Origin of the sequence: Hylemonella sp. W303a, assembly GCF_046452315.1 — a bacterium.
Taxonomy (GTDB): Bacteria; Pseudomonadota; Gammaproteobacteria; order Burkholderiales; family Burkholderiaceae_C; genus Hylemonella.
This window is the reverse complement of the sequence record NZ_JBKFDG010000004.1, coordinates 269,074-288,213: the sequence shown is the minus strand read 5'-3', so window position 1 is coordinate 288,213 and position 19,140 is coordinate 269,074. Positions and strand designations below refer to the sequence as shown.

Below are 19,140 nucleotides of genomic sequence, written 5' to 3'. Positions count from 1 at the left end.
TGCGGATCAAAAAGGCCATGCGCAAGGCGCGAAACGCAGCCGGGGTCGCAACCCGAAGGGAACGGAGTGTGAACAGGCCCTAGCGTCCCTTCCAGCGCCGCAGCAACAAGGCATTGCCCATGACGCTGACGGAGCTCAAGGCCATGGCCGCGCCCGCCACCACCGGGCTCAACACGCCCAAGGCAGCCAGCGGGATGCCGGCCACGTTGTAAATGAAGGCCCAGAACAGGTTCTGCCGGATCTTACGCACGGTGCGACGGGAGATGTCCAGTGCCGCCTCGACCAGGGCCGGGTCACCGCGCATCAAGGTGATGCCTGCCGCGTGCATGGCCACGTCGGTGCCATTGCCCATGGCGATGCCCACATCGGCAGCCGCCAGCGCGGGGGCGTCGTTCACACCATCGCCCACCATGGCGACGACGTGCTGGCCCTCGCGCAAGGCACGCACCTGGGCAGCCTTGTCGCCGGGCAGCACATTGGCCAGCACCTCGCCGGCCTCGGGTCGCAGCCCGAGGCGGCGAGCCATGGCCTCGGCAGCGCCCAGGTTGTCTCCGGAAATCATCACCAACCTTAGACCCCGCTGACGCAGGCGCTGCAAGGCCGCTGCGACGCCGGGCTTGGGCTCGTCGCCAAAGGCCAGCAAGGCACGCACCTGAACGACTGACGTCACGTCCCCGGCGCCCGGCACCGATTCGGCCAGCACGGACAAAGTCGCGCCCTCGGATTGCAGGCGGGTCGCCTGGGGCTCCAAGTCGCCCAGCTCAGCACCCAACTCGGCCATCCAACGCAGACTGCCTATGCGCCACGTCACGCCCTCGACCTCGCCCTGGCTGCCCCGGCCTGGCACGGCCTGCATCGCCTGCGGCGGAGACCAGGCCAGACCCCGGTCATGTGCTGCCTGCAGCACGGCCTTTGCAAGTGGGTGCTCGCTGCCACTCTGGAGGGCGGCGGCGGCCTGCATGAGCACGCGCTCATCTTGCCCAGGCGACACCAGCAGGGCCGTCAGTCGCGGTTGGCCAACAGTCAAGGTGCCTGTTTTGTCAAAAGCGACCGTATCCACCCGATGCGCCAACTCCAGGGCCTGTGCGTCTTTGATCAAAATGCCGCGCCGTGCAGCCACACCGGCGCCCGCGATCAAGGCCGTGGGCGTGGCCAGGCCCAGCGCACAGGGGCAGGCGATGACCAGCACCGTCACGGCATGCATCAAGGCCGCCTCCACGTCCGCGCCAACCCACAACCATCCGACCAAGGTCATCAAGGCGAGCACCAGCACCACAGGCACGAAGACCGCGGAGACCTGGTCGACCAAGCGCTGGATCGGCGCCTTGGCCGCCTGCGCGTCTTCCACCAGGCGGATGATGCGGGCGAGCACCGTCTCGCTGCCCGTGGCCGTGACGCGCACAACGATACGGCCCTCTCCATTGACCGAGCCCCCGGTCAAGGTCGCGCCGGGACACTTGCTGACCGGGAGGGGTTCGCCGGTCAGCATGGACTCGTCCACCTGGGTCTCGCCGTCCAGCAGAACACCATCCGCAGGCACGCGCTCCCCGGGACGCACGGCCACGCGGTCCCCTATCAGCAACTCGCCGACCGGGATATCGGTCTCCTCATGGGGTGCTTGCTCAGACCCCAGCCAATGGGCCAACTCGGGCCGCAAGGCATGCAAGGCGCGGATCGCCGCCGTGGTCTGGCGTTTGGCGCGAGCCTCCAGCCACTTGCCGAGCAGCACCAAGGTGATCACCACGGCGCTCGCCTCGAAGTAAAGATGGGGTTGCATCGACGTGTGAGCGACCGCATGCGGACTCGAGGACGCGTTCAGCCACAACCATACGGACAGGCCCCAGCCCGAACTGGTCCCCAGCGCCACCAGCAGATCCATATTGCCTGTGCGACTCTTCACGGCATGCCAGGCCCCCCGGTAGAACCGTGCACCAAGGATGAATTGCACGGGCGTGGCGAGCAGAAACTGCGCCCAGGCAGGCAGCATGCCGATCTCGCCGCCTTGCCCCAGACTCAACCAGCCCAGCAGCATGGGCAACAGCAAGGGCAAGGAGAACACCGCGCCCAAGGCCACGGGTGCGAAGCCGGCCCAAGACGAGTCCTCCTCGCGCATCAGTGCGTCGGCGGCGCGTGGCTCGTACCCGGCACTTCGGACCGCGCGCCTGAGTTGCGCCGTCCCATCCGGCGTGTCAGGGCTGCAGGTAATCCGAGCCGTCTCGGTGGCCAGATTGACCACCGCGTCTTGCACACCGGGCACTTTCTTCAAGGCCTTTTCCACGCGCAGCACACAAGCGGCACAGGTCATGCCGCCGATGCCGAGGTCCAGGGTCGTCAAGGCACGGTCCGGGCGGGCCGCAGCGGCGAGTGGGGTGGCGAGTGTGTCCATGCGCAGGATTCTGAACCTTGCCCCCAGGGCAAGGTCAAGCGACTGCGTCGGCTCGGCGGCATGACTCACGGCGGACGAAACAGCGCCCACCTGGGGGGCTTGACCTTGCCCTGGTGGCAAGGTTGAAAATGACGTCATTCCATCCGCGGCATCCGCCGGATGAGGCATTTGACCCCCTGAGGAAGACCGTATGAACCAGTCCTTCACTGTCACCGGCATGAGCTGCGGCCACTGTGAAAAAGCCGTTACCCAGGCGATCCGACAGGTCGATCCGCAAGCCGAAGTCCGCATCGACCGCAGCCACAACCTCGTCGAGGTGCAATCACAACAACCGCGCGAAACCCTGAGCCGCGCCATCACGGAAGAAGGGTATGTCGTCGCTGCCTGAAGGGACACGCGGCGCGGACGGCTGGCCGATCGCCATCGGTCAGGCCGCCCGTCGCGCGGGCATCTCGGCCAAGATGGTGCGGCACTACGAATCCCTGGGCTTGCTGCCCCGGGTCATGCGCACGGACAGCGGCTACCGGCAGTACGGGGAAGCGGACGTGCGCCAATTGCGCTTCATTCGGCGCGCCCGCGACCTGGGCTTTTCCCTCGATGAGATCACCGTATTGCTGGGTTTGTGGAGCAACCGGGGCCGCGCCAGCGCCAGCGTCAAACGCATCGCGCAGCGGCATGTGGACGAACTGACCGACCGCATTGCGTCGCTGCAAGCCATGCAACGCAGCCTCAAGGCGCTGCTGAATGACTGCCATGGAGACGAGGGGCCGGACTGCCCCATCCTGGATGACCTCGCAGGCGACACCGATCGCCGCACCGCTTCACTCAACTGAGGAGATTGTCATGAAACGCAATGTTGGCGGCATCGACCGCGCGCTCCGCATCACGATCGGCCTGGTGCTGATCGGCCTGGCCTTGACAGGCGTCGTCGGTGGGTGGGGCTGGCTGGGCCTGCTTCCTCTGGCCACGGGCCTGTCAGGTTGGTGCCCGCCCTACGCGCTGTTGGGCTGGAACACCTGCGCGAGCAAGTCCGGCGACGCCGCTTGAGCGGTGGGCCGTGCGGAGCGCGGCCCCACAACCCGCAAGGGGCAAGGGGTCTCGACCAGACCGCTGGGCCTGTGTTCCAATTCAAGCCAGTTAGGACTCACCTACCACGGCTTGACTACCGACGACCCACGCCTTCGACTGCTCGAGTGCCTGGATGACGCAGCCAGTGGGATCGGCTTGTTCGATCCCGACGATCGTTTGCGTTACGCCAATCGGTACATGCGCGAAGCCTATGGCATCGCGGCTGGCGCGTTCCCGTATTGGACCGAGATGATGCGCAACTGCTTTCAGGCGCGCGCCGGTCTACTGATCCAGACGAACGACATCAACAGCTGGTTGCGACAGGTCGCGCAACGGCGGCGCCAAACCGCTGTGCGCTGCTTCGAATCCGACATGGTGGACGGCCGCTGGATGCGGGTCACCGAAACCCTGCACAACGATGGCTGGCTGCTCACGGTGGTCACCGACGTCACCGCGCTCAAAGCCCATGAGTCCATGCTGCAGCAAGCGCGAGACCAAGCCGTGCAATTGGCCATCACCGACCCTCTGACGGGTCTGTTCAATCGACGCCATGTCTTTGCTCGGCTTGGCGCCTTGTTCCATCAGGCCCGTGATCTGCGCTACCCCCTGACACTGGCCGTGATCGACCTGGACCATTTCAAGCAAGTCAACGACCGCCACGGCCACAGCGTCGGTGACGCCGTGCTCGTTCACTTCGCCCAGAAACTCGAGGCTCGGCGCAGACCGCTGGATCTGGTGGGCCGCATCGGCGGTGAAGAATTCCTGATGGTGCTGCCCAACACCACCGTGCAGGGCGCGCGTCAGGTGCTGGCACGCCTGAGGGAAGACCTTGCGCAAAGCGTGCCTGTGCCCGCCCATCCTGATATCAGCCTGAGCTTTTCCAGTGGCCTGGCCCAGATGAACGCACAGGACGTTGAGGCGGCAACGCTGTACCAACGGGCAGACCGTGCCCTTTACGGCGCCAAACACGAGGGCCGGGCCCGGGACTACGACGACGAGCCGCCAGCGCCAGTTGCGACGTGAGAGTGGCCCGGGGCGGGCTTCCCACTCTTTGACTTGACTTTGTCCATCTTTACCTGTGATCAGCATGCGCACACGCAGGGGAAACGCAGGCAACCCACACTTCATTCACCCGCTCTTTCACGGCGGGATGCTCGAAAGGATGAAGCCATGAAAACACGCATGACCCCTCTGTCGACCGCGATGCTGGCGGCCTCCCTGATGCTGGCCGCGTCCGCGCCCGCATCGGCGGCGCCACCCTCCTCGGCCAATGGCCCTGGATCGGAAATGCACGGTGAACGCGGAGCCGATCACCACCCTGATCGCATGGCGCCAGGTCAGACGGACCACTGGGAACAACGACTTGCAGAACTCAAGGCCAGTCTGAAACTGACACCATCCCAGACCAGCGCTTGGGAAACTTTCCAAGCGGCCGTCAAACCCCCAGCGCGCGAGGCTCGCGCCAATCGCGAGGGCTCCCCCCGCGAAGACTGGGCGAAGCTCAAGACGCCGGAACGCCTGGACCGGATGCGGACGTTGCGTCAGGAGCGTGACGCAGCAGCGACCCGACGCGAAGAAGCGACGAAAACCTTCTACGCATCCTTGAGCGCGGAGCAGCAAAAGACTTTCGATGAACGCACGCGGCGGCCCCTCTTTGGCGAAGAGCCGGGTGGCCCGGGTCCTGGCCCGCGTCCGCGCTGAGCACCTGACTGGGCGGGATGACGCCCAAGTCCGGATCAACCAAGTGGCTTGATTCCGATCAGCAAGCCATGCAAGCCGAAGGCGAATACCGCCCAGCCAGCGAACCCCAGGGCCACGACCAAGACCGTGGCGGTCCACCGGCCCTGCGGGTACGTGACTCCTGCACGCCGGTCGCGCCGACGCGAGACTACGTAATTGACGATGGCCCAAAGCAAAAAACTGCCGAACAGCAGCAGGTGAGCCAACATGCCCGCCACCAGCAGATGGGCCAGGGCCCAGGTTTTCACCCCCAGCACCATGGGGTGGCCCCAGCGTGCCTTCAAGTGATTGCCCGGCACATAAGCGGCCGCCAGCAACACAAAGGCCAGCACGGTGAACAAGACCGCCAGATGACGCAGGCCGATGGCCATGCCGGGCGAGGCAGGCATCCAGATGATCACCGGATACTCCCGTGCAGCGTCAAAGCCCCAGGCGATGAACGCCAAGCCGGCGAGGGCGACCAGGGAATACAGCGCCTTCCAGGTGCCCGCACCCAGCCGCGCACGCCACTGCTCACGCGCAGCAGGTGCCAGCATGCCGATGGAGTGCACCCCCAGGAAAAGCAACAGTCCGACGATCAGCAAAGTCATGATGGCAAGCTCCTCACACCCTCGAACCCGTTTCAGGCAGCGACCACGCGATTCTTGCCCGCACGCTTGGCCAAGTACATGGCCTGATCGGCGCGATGCAGGGCCTGCTCCGCCGTTTCATCGACGGTCAACTGGGCAACTCCTGCACTGAACGTGATGAAGATTTTCTCCTGATCGCCACCCACAGCCTCCACGGCGTTCTCGGTTTTCACACCTTGTTTCGGGCGCGCGAGAAAGAATCGTTTGCTCAGCTCACGCTGCAGCCGGATCATGACTTCCATAGCCGACTCCAGCCCGGTCTCTGGCAGCAAGATGACGAACTCTTCACCGCCATAACGGGCCAGAGTGTCCTGAGGACGCAGGTTCTCCTTGGCAACGGCCACCAAATGCTGCAAGGCCACGTCGCCAGTTTCATGCCCACGGGCATCATTGAGCCGCTTGAAGTTGTCGATGTCGAGCAAGGCGACGCACAAAGGCGCGTCCTTGCGCCGCACCGTTGAAAGCTCGCGCACAAAGGCTTCATCAAGGCCCTGCCGGTTGAGTGCACCGGTGAGTCCGTCGTGACGGACCTGCGCACTCAAGCGCTCCAACTCCGCCTGCAACTTGCGCAGCTCCGCCTCCTTGGCTTGTACTTGAGCGCGCATGGACTGCAGCTCTTCACCCACATTGACCGTCTCAAGCCGCATGTCTCGGGTCGCCCGGATCAAGCCACGCAGCACAGGGCCGATGTCCTCCAGGTTCTTGGCCTGCTCCAGATCGCGCAGACTGTCTTCCATCTTTTCCTGGTAGTCGCTGCTGGAGGCCGTGACCTGCGACAAGCGGGTGATGAACGCCGCCAACATCTGACGCAAGGATTCCTGGGCTTCGATGGCTCGGCCTTTGGCTTCGGTCTGCTTGAAGATCACGTCTTTGAGCTGATGTTCAACCTCGTCCAGGCGACGCAGCGTCAAAGGGGGTTGCGCGGCGGCCTGGAGCGCCTTGATCTGACCTTGCAACCAGGCATCGTCGGGGCTCAGTTCACCAATGTTCTTGATGATCAGCTGCAAGAGCTTGAACAAGGCGAGCCGGATTTCGGCTTGTTCCTCGGCGGCGAAGGACAGGCGGTGGTTGAAGTCCGCCAAGAGACTTCGCACCCTGATGACGCTGGTTGCTGGATCGCGCAAGGCTTGCAGGGTCTGCTGCATGCGCTCGTGGAAGCGAGTGTCTTCGCCGCCAAAGGCCGGTTGCGCGAACTCGATCAGGCGGGCAATCTGCTCAAGGAGCTCAGGCACCATGCTCGGAACATCAGCGGCAACAGGTTCCGGCGCCGCGGGATGCGGCACACCGCTTGGGACGGCAAATCCGGAGTACCCGAGCAGGGCGTTTTGCACCCCCAGCCAATTGCGCTGGCTGATCGCGTAATCCAGGAGGCCCAGTTGCTTTTCCTGCCCCGGATTGCGAGCGGGCAAAGCCTGGGCAATCCGGCGCAAGTGTTCCTCGGGAAACAGTTCCACCTGCGGCAAACCGGCGACCGCGTGGTAGATGGCCTGGTAGTTGACCGGCGTCGGCGGCAGCTTACGCAGCGTGATCTGCTTGAGCGTTTCGCGGGCGATCTCGAAGGGTGTCTTCTCGCTCATGAACCGGATGGCTTCTGCGGAGGGTGGGCTGAATTATGCGTGCACGAGGCCCCAAAAAAAACGGCGTGCAAGCGCCACGCCGTTCTTCCGTGTTTTACGGTTGTTTTTGGCGTCGTCGGCTGTTTATTTCGCCGACCGACCGAGCAAGGCCCACAAGAGCACAGCGCCAAACGTCGCGGTACCGATGCCACCCAGGGCAAACCCACCGAAACGCAGGGTGAAATCGCCTGTGCCCAGGATCAGGGTGATGGCCGCGACGATGAGGTTGCGGTTGTCCGAGAAATCGACCTTGTTGTCCACCCAAATGCGCGCGCCCGCCACGGCGATCAAGCCAAACACAACGATGGAAACACCGCCCATCACGGGCAAGGGAATGGCTTGGATGACGGCGCCAAACTTGGGACTGAACCCCAGGAGCACGGCGATCGACGCGGCCACGACGAACACCGCCGTGGAGTAAATCTTGGTCGCAGCCATGACGCCAATGTTCTCGGCGTAGGTCGTCACGCCTGTGCCCCCCGCCGCGCCACTGACCACCGTGGCCACGCCGTCACCGATGAAGGCCCGACCGAGGTAAGGATCAAGATTGCGGCCCGTCATGGCCGTCACCGCCTTGATGTGTCCCAGGTTCTCGGCCACCAGGATGACCGCCACCGGCGCGATCAGCAACATGGCCGGCGCGCTGAAGACCGGGGCGGTGAAGGTCGGCAAGCCGAGCCAGGCCGCTGCGGCGATGCCCGACAGATCCAAGGGCTTGCCCAATCCCATGCCATTGGTCAGCAAGGCGTAGATGACAGTGGCCACGATCAGACCGAGGAGGATCAACAGGCGTTGCGCCATGCCGCGCGTGAACACGGCGACGGCTCCCACGCACAAGAAAGTCACGGCCTGCATCCAGGCATCAAAGTTGGTGGGCGCCATGTTCTTGATCGGCACCACCGCGAGATTCAAGCCAATCACGGCGACCACCGAACCCGTGACCACGGGCGGCATCAGACGCTCAATCCAGCCGATGCCGATCACCTGAACAATGGCTCCGATCACGATGTACACCACGCCGCACGCGACGATGCCACCCAGAGCCACACCCAAATTGCCATTGAGGCCGGAACCCGCGTACCCCGTGGCGGCGATCACCACGCCGATGAAGGCAAAGGAAGACCCGAGATAACTCGGTACCTTGCCACCCGTGATCAGAAAGAAGATCAGGGTGCCGATGCCACTCATCAGCACCGCGACGTTGGGATCAATACCCATCAGGATCGGCGCGAGCACCGTCGCACCGAACATGGCGATGACGTGCTGCACGCCCATCGCGGCGGTCTGCCCCCAGGGCAAACGTTCGTCGGGCGCGATCACGCCGCCTTGGGCAAGCACCTCGGTGTCTTTTTTCTGCCAGCTGAACATTCCCATGGTGATCTCCTTGTACTTTTTCAGGAATTCAAACGTCGATGTTGCCCGCGCGCAAGGCGTTGGTCTCGATGAAGTCACGCCGCGGCTCCACCTCGTCGCCCATCAGCATGGTGAAGACGCGGTCCGCCTCGATCGCATCGTCAATTTGAACCCGCAGCAAGCGACGCACGGTCGGGTCCATGGTCGTCTCCCAAAGTTGCCCGGGGTTCATTTCCCCCAAGCCTTTGTAGCGTTGGCGAGAGGTGGTGCGCTCGGCTTCACTGATCAGCCAAGCCATGGCGGAACGGAAATCGGCAACCTTCTCTTCCTTCTGCTTTTCACCCTCACCCCGAACCGCCTTGGCGCCCTCGCCCAGCAGCCCTCGGAAGGTCTGCGCCGCTTCCGCCAGCGCGGCGTAGTCGGCGCCATGGACAAAGTCCTGGGTGATGACGCTGCTCTTGACGTTGCCATGGTGACGGCGGCTGATGCGCAGGATGGGTTTGTCGGTGCGAACATCGAATTCACCCGCGACCTCTGAGCCGCTGCCCAGTTCGCGCAACTTGGCCTGCAAGGCCACGGCCGAGGCCTCGGCTTCGGCCACGGTGTCCAGCTTCAACTCCACACCATCGGCCACCGCGCGCAGTGCCTCCACGTCCATGAAGTTGTGCAGACGAGCAATGACGCTCTCGGCCAGCTGGTGCTTGCGCGCCAGTTCGGCCAACGTATCACCCTGGATCACGGTGTTCGTCACGCCACCGGTGTGGATGGACGCACCCGCGAGGGCAATACGCAACAGGTAAGCATCCAAGGCGGATCCGTCCTTGAGGTACAGCTCTTCCTTGCCGGACTTCACCTTGTACAGCGGCGGCTGGGCAATGTAGATATGACCCCGTTCGACCAGCTCCGGCATCTGCCGATAGAAGAAGGTGAGCAAAAGCGTGCGGATGTGCGCGCCGTCCACGTCCGCGTCGGTCATGATGATGATGCGGTGGTAGCGAAGCTTGTCGATGTTGAAATCATCGGCGCCCGACTTGCCCGAGTCGCTGCTGGCCTTGCCGATGCCCGTGCCCAGGGCGGTGATCAAGGTGACGATCTCGTTGCTGGTCAACAGCTTCTCGTACCGGGCTTTCTCCACGTTCAGGATCTTGCCGCGCAGCGGCAAGATCGCCTGGAACTTGCGATCGCGCCCTTGCTTGGCACTGCCACCGGCGGAGTCACCCTCGACGATGTAGATCTCGCACAGCGACGGATCCTTCTCCTGGCAATCGGCCAGTTTGCCCGGAAGGCCCATGCCATCCAGCACCCCTTTGCGGCGTGTCATTTCACGCGCCTTGCGGGCCGCCTCGCGAGCACGGGCCGCCTCAACAATCTTGCCGCACAGGGTTTTGGCGTCGTTGGGACGCTCTTCCAAATAGTCGGTCAGCGCCTTGGCCACGATGTCTTCCACCGGGGCGCGCACTTCGCTGGACACCAGCTTGTCTTTGGTCTGGCTGCTGAACTTCGGCTCAGGTACCTTGACAGACAACACACAGCACAGACCTTCGCGCATGTCGTCGCCCGTCACTTCGACTTTGGCCTTCTTGGCGAGCTCATTGCTCTCGATGTACTTGCCGATCACGCGCGTCATGGCCGCACGCAAACCCGTCAAGTGCGTGCCACCGTCTCGCTGCGGGATGTTGTTGGTGAAGCAGAGCACGCTTTCGTTGTAGCCGTCGTTCCACTGCATCGCGACTTCCACGCCGATCTCGGTGCCGGGAATTCCGCCATAGCTGTCGGCAGGCCGGGTGCCAATCGCATGGAAAGCGTTGGGATGCAGCACCTTCTTGTTGGCATTGATGAAGTCGACGAAACCCTTGACACCCCCAGCGCCAGAGAAATCGTCCTCCTTGCCATTGCGCTCGTCCTTGAGGCGGATCCGCACACCGTTGTTGAGGAAGCTCAGCTCTCGCAGGCGCTTGGCCAGGATTTCGTAGTGGAACTCGTTGTTCTGCTGAAAGATCTCGGTGTCAGGCAGGAAGTGCACCTCCGTGCCGCGCTTCTCGGTCTCACCGATCACCTTCATCGGGGACGCTTCCACGCCGTTTTGCTGGGTCAACAAACGGTTTTGCACCGCCCCCCGAGCAAATTCAAGTTGATGCACCTTGCCAGCATTGCGCACGGTCAAACGCAACCAACGCGACAAAGCGTTCACGCAAGACACACCCACACCGTGCAAGCCCCCCGACACCTTGTAGCTGTTCTGGTTGAACTTGCCACCCGCGTGCAATTCGGTCAGGGCAATTTCAGCCGCCGAGCGCTTGGGTTCGTGCTTGTCATCCATCTTGACGCCGGTCGGAATGCCTCGGCCGTTGTCCGTGACGCTGATGGAGTTGTCGGTGTGGATGGTGACGACGATGTCATCGCAATACCCAGCGAGAGCTTCATCGATGGAGTTGTCCACGACTTCGAAAACAAGGTGATGCAATCCGGTGCCGTCGGAGGTGTCGCCGATGTACATGCCTGGGCGCTTGCGCACGGCTTCCAGCCCCTCAAGTATCTGGATCGAGGACTCGTCATAACCACCCGCGCCGGCGCCAACGGGTTTTTCTGCTTCGCTCATGGAGGGTCTTTTCTGGAAGGGTCTAACTTGAAAACGAGAAACCCGCGATGGCATCCACACCGCGGGCTGAAAAACAAGGCTCAGAAATTCAGATGCGCATCGGCATCACGACGTATTTGAAGTTGGCGTTGTCGGGGATCGTCACAAGGGCGGAGCTGTTGGAATCAGAGAGTTCCACCCTGACCATCTCCTGCGTCATGTTGCCCAGCACCTCAATCAAGTACGTGACGTTGAAACCAATCTCGATGCTGTCGCCGTTGTAGTCAATGTCCAACTCGTCGACAGCCTCTTCCTGCTCGGCATTGGTCGAGGCAATGCGCAAGGTGCCGGGCTCGATGTTGAGTCGCACACCCTTGAACTTGTCGCTGGTAAGAATCGCCGCACGCTGCAAGCTGGCCAGAAGCGGCTGGCGACCCAGCACGATGGTGTTCTTGTGGTTCTTGGGAATGACGCGGTTGTAATCGGGAAACTTGCCTTCGACCAACTTGGTCACGAATTCCATGCCCGCAAAACTGAATTTGGCCTGATTGCCCGCGAACTGCATCTCGATGGCGCCTTCGTTGTCGGACAGCAGGCGTTGCAACTCCAGTACCGTCTTGCGCGGCAAGATGACCTCCTGCTTGGGGACTTCCACGTCCAAGGTTGCTGAGGCGAAAGCCAAGCGGTGACCATCGGTGGCTACCAAGCTGAGCTGCTGGCCTTCGGCCACGAACAAGATGCCGTTGAGGTAATAACGGATGTCGTGAACTGCCATGGAAAAGGAAACCTGTGCCAGCAGCTCTTTCAGTGTCTTCTGGGGCACGCTGAACTTCGGACCGAAATTGGCCGCCTCCTGGACCAGTGGAAAGTCCTCCGCAGGCAAGGACTGCAAGGTGAACTTGCTCTTGCCTCCTTTGAGAACCAGCTTGTTCTGGCTGGATTCAAGTGTCACCGTCTGATCGGAGGGCAAGGTCCTGAGGATGTCGATCAACTTACGAGCACCCACGGTGGTGGTGAAGTTGCCGGAATCGCCGTCGAATTCAGCCACGGTACGGATCTGAATTTCCAGATCGCTGGTGGTCAATTGCAAGGCGTTGCCCGACCTGCGCAGCATCACATTGGCCAGGATGGGCAAGGTGTGGCGGCGTTCGACAATGCCCGCAACGGATTGAAGCACGGATAGGACTTTGTCTTGTGATGCCTTCAGGACAATCATGTCAACCTCTTCTTGAATAACTTCCAGAATCTTTATTAAAAATTAGTAGTCGTAGATAGAAGTCAGCTGGTTTCTGTGGACAGCTGCATTTTCTCTATTTTTATCAAGCACTTGCGATGATGATTAGGCTGTGGGACGAAATCTTTTTGCGTGCGCAGCAATTTGAACAAGTCGAGCATTCTTAAAAATCCTGTGGATAAGTGTGAACTTATTAGAAAGTTATCCCCAGGGTTTGTGACCGTGGCCATGTCTGATTTGGAGGTCATCCTTTGAGGGTCTGCTCCAGCACATGCAGTTGTTGGTTCAGTTCAGTCAATTGTTGGCGTTCGCCCGAGATTTTTCGTACAGCGTGCAACACCGTGGTGTGGTCACGACCGCCAAACAACTCACCGATTTCCGGTAGGCTTTTCTGCGTCAATTCCTTGGCCAGATACATGGCAATTTGGCGGGGCCGTGCAATCGATGCAGGGCGCTTCTTGCTGTACATGTCCGCCACTTTGATCTTGTAGTAATCGGCCACCGTTTTCTGGATGTTTTCTACAGAAATTTGCCTGTTTTGGATGGAGAGAAGATCCCGCAAGGCCTCACGTGCCAACTGGATCGACACTTCCTTTTGGTTGAAGCGCGAATAAGCCAGGATCTTGCGCAAGGCGCCTTCCAGTTCACGCACGTTGGAGCGAACATTCTTGGCGACGAAAAATGCGACTTCCTCTGGCATGCTGGCGCCTTCGCTCTGGGCCTTGTTGATCAAGATGGCCACGCGCATTTCCAGCTCAGGGGGCTCGATGGCAACCGTCAGACCAGAATCAAAACGAGAGACCAAGCGTTGATTGATGTCCAGCAAACCCTTGGGGTAGGTGTCGCTGGTCATCACGATGTGGCTCTTTTTCGCGAGCAGTGCCTCGAACGCGTTGAAAAACTCTTCCTGGGTACGGTCTTTGCCAGCAAAGAACTGCACATCATCGATCAGCAAGAGGTCCAACGAGTGGTACTTGTCCTTGAACTCATCGAACGTTTTGCGCTGGTAGGCCTTCACCACATCCGTGACGAACCATTCCGCGTGCGTGTAAAGCACCTTGGCACCAGGTTTTTCGGCCAGCAAGCGATTCCCGACGGCATGGATCAGATGGGTTTTGCCCAAACCAGTGCTGCCATAGATGAACAAGGGGTTGTAAAGTTGCCCTGGGGAACCTGCCACGTGCATGGCGGCGGCCCTGGCCATGCGGTTCGCCGTACCTTCAACCAAGGTATCAAAAGTCAACGCTGTGTTGAGGCGATGGCGGCTAGAGGACGCGGATTGCACCGACGCTACGCTGTAGGAAACTTCGTCCGCAGGTATTGCCTCGGGGAGTGATTCCGCGTCAACAAAAGCGGGCCCCTGATTTCTAACGACATTGACGTTCTCGCGAGGCGCGATCGCCAATTCCAGTGCGATTGGTTGCCCGTAAATGCTCTCCAACAAGGCAGCGATACGCTTGCTGTACTGAGCTCGTATCCAGTCCAGCTTGAAACGATTGACAACGTACAGTGTCAGGGAGGAATAGTCATCTGCCAAACGGGCAGACAAAGGCCGGATCCAGGTATTGAACTGTTGTTCCGGCAGCTCTTGCGCCAGCTGATCCACACATGCCTGCCAGAGGCTGTGGCCAATATCCTGGGTGGAGCCCTGCTGGGCGTGGAAGAATCCGTCGCTCATGCGTAAATCATTCTGTTGTGGATATGTTGCATGAACTGAGGCGGACGATTGTACCTTGTCAATAATTTATCCACACCAAGTGTTCTGCCACTATGTCCCACATTGACCACGGACGTGTTCGGACGGCGGCGCTGGCTGTCTCATTGTCGGAAATGCATTTTTTTGGGATAATCCAAGGTTTCCCCAAGGTAGACATTCCATGAAACGCACATACCAACCCTCCAAGATCCGTCGTGCTCGCACCCACGGTTTTCTCGTTCGCATGAAGACGCGTGGCGGCCGTGCCGTCATTAACGCTCGGCGCGCCAAGGGTCGCAAGCGCCTGGCAGTCTGAGTCTCGCCTCTCATTGAAAGCGCGTCGGCTGAGGGTTCAGCCTCAATTTGAGGCTCTGCGTTCCAGCCCGCCCTTGGCTCGCACCGAGCATTTCGTCTTGCATGGCTTGGCCTTGCAGAGCCCGGTTGAACAAATGGCTGCGCAAATTCCAGTCTTGTTCCCTGGAGAAGGGCCTTGGCTTGGCGCCGTCACGCCCAAACGTTGGGCGAAACGGGCTGTCACTCGCAATCTCATCAGGCGTCAGATTTATGGTGTGGGCGAGGAACACCTGGATGCTCTGCGCGCGGCAATGCCCCAATCCGTGTTTTTGGTTCGCTTGAAGACCGCCTACGGTGTGGATCAGTTTCGCAGTGCCGCGTCGACCCTCTTGCGCAACGCAGTCCGCACGGAGCTTGAACGTCTATTCACCAGGGCAGCGGGCATGAGCAAAGGCAAAGTTTGATGGTGCGCTGGCCTGCTCGCGCGCTCATGGCCCTTGTACATGGGTACCGCTATTTTTTGAGCCCCTGGCTAGGGTCGGCGTGCCGTTTTGAGCCCACCTGTTCACGATATGCCTTGGAAGCACTGGATAAGCATGGCGCGCGTGCAGGCAGTGCGTTGACAGTGGCTCGTCTGTTGCGTTGTCATCCGTGGTGTGCTGGCGGATACGATCCCGTTCCCGAGCAAAAACCGCGTTTATTCACAGGTTTGTTGAAATCCCTTTCGGAAAAGAAAACGACATGAACGACATCCGCCGCACCATCCTCTGGGTGATTTTCGGCTTTTCAATTGTTCTGCTCTGGGACCAATGGCAGATTCACAACGGACGTCCTGCAACGTTCTTCCCTTCACCGACCGCCGCAGTGGCCAAGCCCGTTACGGCAGCTGATCAGCCCGCCACAGTGCCGAATCCTGAAGTGCCCCAGGCGCGACAGCTGACATCGGCCGCGGTGGATGGGGGAGTGGCTGCCATTCAGGCCGCTGCTCAACTGGCATCCTCCTTGCCACATGAGCGAGTGACGTTTTCGACCGACGTCCTGAAGCTGACGTTCGACACCGAGGGCGGTTCCTTGGTGCGTTCAGAGTTTCTGCGCCATCACGAGTCCCATGATGCGCGAACTCCGGTGGTTCTTTTCGATGAAAGCAAAGACCGTGTCTACCTGTCCCAGACGGGCCTGATCGGGGGCAAAGATCTACCGACCCATAAGACCGTGATGAAGCTGCTCAGCAGCGAGCGTGAACTCAAGGACGGTGTCGATACGCTCACGGTGCAGTTCGAATCACCGGTTTCCGGTGGCGTTCAGCTTCTCAAGACCTACACACTTCAGCGAGGCAGCTATGCCGTGGATGTGAAGCATGAAGTGCGCAATGTTGGTCAGGAAGCGGTCACGCCCCAGGTCTATCTACAACTGGTACGCGACGGCAACAAGATCCCAGGCGGTTCCTCGTTCTATTCCACGTTCACGGGTCCGGCGATCTACACCGAGGCCAAGAAATACCACAAGGTCGAGTTTGGGGATATCGAAAAAGGCAAGGCTGACTTCGACAAAGAGTCGACCAACGGCTACGTGGCCATGGTGCAGCATTACTTTGCCAGCGCATGGCTATTGGCTGACGGCGTGCAACGTGAAATCTTCGTCCGCAAGGTCAGCAACAACCTGTATGCAGTTGGGATGATCGCGCCGCTGCAAGTGCTGGCGCCGGGGGCCACTCGCGTGCTGGATGCGCGACTCTTCGTCGGCCCGCAGGAAGAGAAGCAGCTGGAAGCATTGGCTCCCGGTCTCGAGCTGGTCAAGGACTATGGCTGGCTGACCATCCTGGCCAAGCCTTTGTATTGGCTGCTCGACAAGCTGCACGGCTTCTTGCACAACTGGGGCTGGTCGATCGTGGCGCTGGTGGTCTTGCTCAAGATTGCCTTCTACTGGCTGAACGCCAAAGCCTACGCCAGCATGGCCAAGATGAAGGCGATCGCGCCGCGAATCACCGAGATGCGCGATCGCTTGAAAGACAAACCGCAACAGATGCAGCAGGAGATGATGCGCATCTACCGCGAGGAGAAAGTCAATCCGCTGGGCGGCTGCCTGCCCATCATGATCCAGATTCCTGTGTTCATTGCCTTGTACTGGGTGCTCTTGTCCAGTGTTGAAATGCGCAACGCGCCGTGGGTCCTCTGGATCAAAGATCTCTCGACGGAAGACCCGTATTACATCTTGCCGCTGGTGATGACCTTGACCACCATGTTGCAGACGGCCCTGAACCCGGCGCCGCCGGACCCGATGCAGGCCAAGCTGATGTGGATCATGCCCCTGGTCTTCAGCGTGATGTTCTTCTTCTTCCCGGCCGGTCTGGTGCTCTACTGGGTGACGAACAACGTGCTGTCGATCGCCCAGCAATGGGTCATCAACAAACGCATGGGCGTGCCGCCCCAGTTCAACTTGCCGAAGTTCAGGTAATCCTTGGGGGTGCTCTGCGGCGCACCCTTTCAGTTACGAAGCCAGAGACTTGTATTGCGCGGGTCCATGGCCGTCGCAATGGGGTCGGATCGCACCACGGATGAGTGGACCAATCGAACCATGCTGTCCCGCCATCAGGAACCCATCGTCGCGATTGCGACGGCGCCCGGACGAGGCGCCGTCGGCATCGTGCGGGCCAGCGGACGCAATCTGTCTGCCCTTGTCCATGCGGTTTGCGGCAAGGCCCTGATACCGCGCCATGCGACTTATCTACCCTTGCGCGATGCAAGAGGTGAAGCCATTGACCATGGATTGGCGATCCACTTTCCCGAGCCCAACTCCTACACAGGCGAGGACGTGCTCGAGCTGCAGGTGCATGGGGGTCCGGTGGTCCTGCAATTGCTCTTGGCCCGGTGCCTGGAAGCTCTGCCCGGTGCGCGGATCGCCCAGCCTGGCGAGTTCACGCAGAGGGCCTTCCTGAATGGCAAGCTGGATTTGGCCCAGGCCGAAGCCGTTGCTGACCTGATCGACGCCAGCACCGAGGCTGCGGCCCGCAGCGCAAGCCGTTCCCTGGAGGGTGCTTTTTCCCGTGAGATCGCCCAACTGCGTGAGGCCCTGGTGCATCTGCGCATGCTCGTCGAGGCGACGCTGGATTTTCCCGAGGAGGACATCGACTTCTTGCGCCAGGCCGATGCGCAAGGACAGCTTGCGCGGCTGCAGGCACGATTGCAGACCGTTCTGCAACAGGCCCGCCAGGGCAGCCTGCTGCGCGAGGGCATCAAGGTCGTGATCGCAGGGCAGCCGAATGCCGGCAAGAGTTCTTTGCTCAATGCCTTGGCGGGCGCCGAACTGGCCATCGTTACCCCGATCGCTGGAACCACACGCGACGTGGTCCAGCAAACCATACAAATCGAGGGCGTGCCTGTGCACGTGGTGGACACAGCGGGTTTGCGGGATAGTCAGGACGAAGTGGAGCGGATTGGCATTGAACGCGCCTGGGCGCAGATTGCTTCCGCGGATGCCGTGCTATTTCTGCATGACCTCACGCGCCAGACACAGGCAGAGTACCGCATGGCAGACGAAGCCCTGGCTCTGCGATTGCCATCGGGTGTGCCGGTCATCCACATCTGGAACAAGCAGGATCAGGCCCCAGAAACTGCGAGCATGTCGGGAGTCTCCCTATCCGCCAAGACCGGTGCAGGATTGGACCTGCTGCGCCAAGTCTTGCTGCGCACGGTAGGCTGGCAAAGCGCACCGGAAGGCCTGTTCTTGGCGCGCGAACGGCATGTGCAGGCGTTACATCGCGTCAGTCGGCATTTGCAAGCCGCCCAAATGAATCTGGATGAGCAAGCTTTGGCCCTCGATCTTCTGGCCGAAGAGTTGCGCCTGGCTCAGAACGCGCTCAACGAAATCACCGGGGAGTTCACCAGCGACGATCTGCTCGGGGTGATTTTCACCCGCTTCTGCATTGGCAAATGAAAACGGGGAATCCCCCGGGTTCGGCTCAGTGTCCCGAGAAATCTACCAACGTGAACAAGCTAAGACCGCCTTCGCGCAGCCGACGCGATCCTTGAAGTTCAGGCAGGTCCACGATTGCGGCGCCTTCCATCACCGTTGCTCCTAGCTTTTCAAGCAAACGTTTGCCCGCCATCATGGTGCCGCCCGTCGCAATCAGGTCGTCGACCAGCAGCACACGGTCGCCTGGCCGTACGGCGTCCGTGTGCAATTCGACGGTCGCGCTACCGTACTCCAGCTCGTAGGTTTCCTCAACCGTTGTGAAGGGCAGCTTGCCTTTCTTGCGGATCGGAACGAAACCCACGCCCAACTCGTAGGCCAGCACGGAGCCGATGATGAAACCACGCGCGTCCAGTCCGGCCACGACGTCTGGACGGAGATGCTTGTCCATGTAGCGGTGGACGAATGTGTCGATGAGAACGCGAAAAACCTTTGGATCCTGCAAAAGCGGCGTGATGTCCCGAAATTGCACGCCAGGTGCTGGCCAATCGGGCACGGTGCGGATGTGGGAGCGGAGGTAGGCAGAAGAGTCCATGGAGGGATTATCGGTGCATGGCCGCGGGACTTGTGATGGCGA

General features: G+C 60.9%; 18 protein-coding genes. 10 read left to right on the top strand and 8 right to left on the bottom strand.

What is annotated here, in order from left to right:
- Positions 1-79: 79 nt before the first annotated feature.
- A complete protein-coding gene (locus ACLBKS_RS09770) occupies positions 80-2,386 on the bottom strand; it encodes a heavy metal translocating P-type ATPase (RefSeq protein ID WP_410192611.1) in 2,307 nt (768 codons plus the stop codon).
- A 190-nt stretch (positions 2,387-2,576) separates the two neighbouring features.
- Here ACLBKS_RS09770 and ACLBKS_RS09765 point away from each other — a divergent pair, with 190 nt between their 5' ends.
- From ACLBKS_RS09765 to ACLBKS_RS09745, 5 genes are all read left to right on the top strand, one after another.
- A complete protein-coding gene (locus ACLBKS_RS09765; RefSeq protein WP_410192610.1) occupies positions 2,577-2,774 on the top strand; it encodes a heavy-metal-associated domain-containing protein in 198 nt (65 codons plus the stop codon).
- Positions 2,758-3,219 carry a Cu(I)-responsive transcriptional regulator gene (gene cueR / locus ACLBKS_RS09760; RefSeq protein ID WP_410192609.1) on the top strand — a complete coding sequence of 154 codons (462 nt, stop codon included), beginning with the start codon at positions 2,758-2,760 and terminating at the stop codon, positions 3,217-3,219. The genes ACLBKS_RS09765 and cueR overlap by 17 nt, the downstream gene beginning before the upstream one ends.
- 10 nt (positions 3,220-3,229) lie before the next feature.
- Positions 3,230-3,433: a DUF2892 domain-containing protein gene (locus ACLBKS_RS09755; RefSeq protein WP_410192608.1), complete on the top strand. Its 204-nt coding sequence runs from the start codon at positions 3,230-3,232 to the stop codon at positions 3,431-3,433.
- A 111-nt stretch (positions 3,434-3,544) separates the two neighbouring features.
- Positions 3,545-4,477 (top strand): GGDEF domain-containing protein, encoded by a 933-nt coding sequence (locus ACLBKS_RS09750; RefSeq protein WP_410192607.1) that lies wholly within the window; start codon positions 3,545-3,547, stop codon positions 4,475-4,477.
- A gap of 147 nt (positions 4,478-4,624) precedes the next feature.
- A complete protein-coding gene (locus ACLBKS_RS09745) occupies positions 4,625-5,155 on the top strand; it encodes a Spy/CpxP family protein refolding chaperone (RefSeq protein WP_410192606.1) in 531 nt (176 codons plus the stop codon).
- A gap of 35 nt (positions 5,156-5,190) precedes the next feature.
- Here the strand turns inward: ACLBKS_RS09745 and ACLBKS_RS09740 are convergent, their stop codons facing one another.
- The 6 genes from ACLBKS_RS09740 to dnaA all read right to left on the bottom strand — a co-directional run bounded on the left by ACLBKS_RS09740 (position 5,191) and on the right by dnaA (position 14,282).
- Complete coding sequence (locus tag ACLBKS_RS09740) at positions 5,191-5,784, bottom strand: NnrU family protein (protein WP_410192605.1); 594 nt, start codon at positions 5,782-5,784, stop codon at positions 5,191-5,193.
- A gap of 32 nt (positions 5,785-5,816) precedes the next feature.
- The gene (locus ACLBKS_RS09735) at positions 5,817-7,400 is read right to left on the bottom strand and encodes a diguanylate cyclase (RefSeq protein WP_410192604.1); all 1,584 of its coding nucleotides are present in this window, start codon (positions 7,398-7,400) and stop codon (positions 5,817-5,819) included.
- 123 nt (positions 7,401-7,523) lie between these two features.
- Positions 7,524-8,807, bottom strand: coding sequence for a solute carrier family 23 protein (locus ACLBKS_RS09730; protein WP_410192751.1), 1,284 nt, complete (start codon positions 8,805-8,807; stop codon positions 7,524-7,526).
- A gap of 34 nt (positions 8,808-8,841) precedes the next feature.
- Positions 8,842-11,391, bottom strand: a complete 2,550-nt coding sequence (gene gyrB / locus ACLBKS_RS09725) for a DNA topoisomerase (ATP-hydrolyzing) subunit B (RefSeq protein WP_410192603.1) — start codon at positions 11,389-11,391, stop codon at positions 8,842-8,844.
- 88 nt (positions 11,392-11,479) lie between these two features.
- Positions 11,480-12,586, bottom strand: coding sequence for a DNA polymerase III subunit beta (gene dnaN, locus ACLBKS_RS09720; protein ID WP_410192602.1), 1,107 nt, complete (start codon positions 12,584-12,586; stop codon positions 11,480-11,482).
- A gap of 262 nt (positions 12,587-12,848) precedes the next feature.
- Positions 12,849-14,282 (bottom strand): chromosomal replication initiator protein DnaA, encoded by a 1,434-nt coding sequence (dnaA, locus tag ACLBKS_RS09715; protein ID WP_410192601.1) that lies wholly within the window; start codon positions 14,280-14,282, stop codon positions 12,849-12,851.
- Between the two features lie 199 nt (positions 14,283-14,481).
- On the opposite strand from dnaA, the gene rpmH reads away from it, so the two are divergent.
- The 5 genes from rpmH to mnmE all read left to right on the top strand — a co-directional run bounded on the left by rpmH (position 14,482) and on the right by mnmE (position 18,527).
- On the top strand, positions 14,482-14,616 hold the full coding sequence (rpmH, locus tag ACLBKS_RS09710) for a 50S ribosomal protein L34 (protein WP_006299042.1): 135 nt from the start codon (positions 14,482-14,484) through the stop codon (positions 14,614-14,616).
- Positions 14,617-14,629: 13 nt separating this feature from the next.
- A complete protein-coding gene (locus ACLBKS_RS09705; protein ID WP_410192750.1) occupies positions 14,630-15,058 on the top strand; it encodes a ribonuclease P protein component in 429 nt (142 codons plus the stop codon).
- Entirely contained in the window at positions 15,058-15,339 is a 282-nt protein-coding gene (yidD, locus tag ACLBKS_RS09700) for a membrane protein insertion efficiency factor YidD (RefSeq protein WP_410192600.1), read from the top strand. The genes ACLBKS_RS09705 and yidD overlap by 1 nt, the downstream gene beginning before the upstream one ends.
- Positions 15,336-17,048 (top strand): membrane protein insertase YidC, encoded by a 1,713-nt coding sequence (yidC, locus tag ACLBKS_RS09695; protein WP_410192749.1) that lies wholly within the window; start codon positions 15,336-15,338, stop codon positions 17,046-17,048. The genes yidD and yidC overlap by 4 nt, the downstream gene beginning before the upstream one ends.
- Before the next feature lie 120 nt (positions 17,049-17,168).
- Positions 17,169-18,527, top strand: a complete 1,359-nt coding sequence (gene mnmE, locus ACLBKS_RS09690; protein WP_410192599.1) for a tRNA uridine-5-carboxymethylaminomethyl(34) synthesis GTPase MnmE — start codon at positions 17,169-17,171, stop codon at positions 18,525-18,527.
- Between the two features lie 25 nt (positions 18,528-18,552).
- Here the strand turns inward: mnmE and ACLBKS_RS09685 are convergent, their stop codons facing one another.
- Entirely contained in the window at positions 18,553-19,098 is a 546-nt protein-coding gene (locus ACLBKS_RS09685; protein ID WP_410192598.1) for an adenine phosphoribosyltransferase, read from the bottom strand.
- Positions 19,099-19,140: the final 42 nt, after the last annotated feature.

Coding starts and splice junctions, on each gene's coding strand:
- ACLBKS_RS09770 (WP_410192611.1), bottom strand. CDS start 2,386: ATGGACACACTCGCCACCCCACTCGCCGCTGCGGCCCGCCCGGACCGT.
- ACLBKS_RS09765 (WP_410192610.1), top strand. CDS start 2,577: ATGAACCAGTCCTTCACTGTCACCGGCATGAGCTGCGGCCACTGTGAA.
- cueR (WP_410192609.1), top strand. CDS start 2,758: ATGTCGTCGCTGCCTGAAGGGACACGCGGCGCGGACGGCTGGCCGATC.
- ACLBKS_RS09755 (WP_410192608.1), top strand. CDS start 3,230: ATGAAACGCAATGTTGGCGGCATCGACCGCGCGCTCCGCATCACGATC.
- ACLBKS_RS09745 (WP_410192606.1), top strand. CDS start 4,625: ATGAAAACACGCATGACCCCTCTGTCGACCGCGATGCTGGCGGCCTCC.
- ACLBKS_RS09740 (WP_410192605.1), bottom strand. CDS start 5,784: ATGACTTTGCTGATCGTCGGACTGTTGCTTTTCCTGGGGGTGCACTCC.
- ACLBKS_RS09735 (WP_410192604.1), bottom strand. CDS start 7,400: ATGAGCGAGAAGACACCCTTCGAGATCGCCCGCGAAACGCTCAAGCAG.
- ACLBKS_RS09730 (WP_410192751.1), bottom strand. CDS start 8,807: ATGTTCAGCTGGCAGAAAAAAGACACCGAGGTGCTTGCCCAAGGCGGC.
- gyrB (WP_410192603.1), bottom strand. CDS start 11,391: ATGAGCGAAGCAGAAAAACCCGTTGGCGCCGGCGCGGGTGGTTATGAC.
- dnaN (WP_410192602.1), bottom strand. CDS start 12,586: ATGATTGTCCTGAAGGCATCACAAGACAAAGTCCTATCCGTGCTTCAA.
- dnaA (WP_410192601.1), bottom strand. CDS start 14,282: ATGAGCGACGGATTCTTCCACGCCCAGCAGGGCTCCACCCAGGATATT.
- rpmH (WP_006299042.1), top strand. CDS start 14,482: ATGAAACGCACATACCAACCCTCCAAGATCCGTCGTGCTCGCACCCAC.
- yidD (WP_410192600.1), top strand. CDS start 15,058: ATGGTGCGCTGGCCTGCTCGCGCGCTCATGGCCCTTGTACATGGGTAC.
- yidC (WP_410192749.1), top strand. CDS start 15,336: ATGAACGACATCCGCCGCACCATCCTCTGGGTGATTTTCGGCTTTTCA.
- mnmE (WP_410192599.1), top strand. CDS start 17,169: ATGCTGTCCCGCCATCAGGAACCCATCGTCGCGATTGCGACGGCGCCC.
- ACLBKS_RS09685 (WP_410192598.1), bottom strand. CDS start 19,098: ATGGACTCTTCTGCCTACCTCCGCTCCCACATCCGCACCGTGCCCGAT.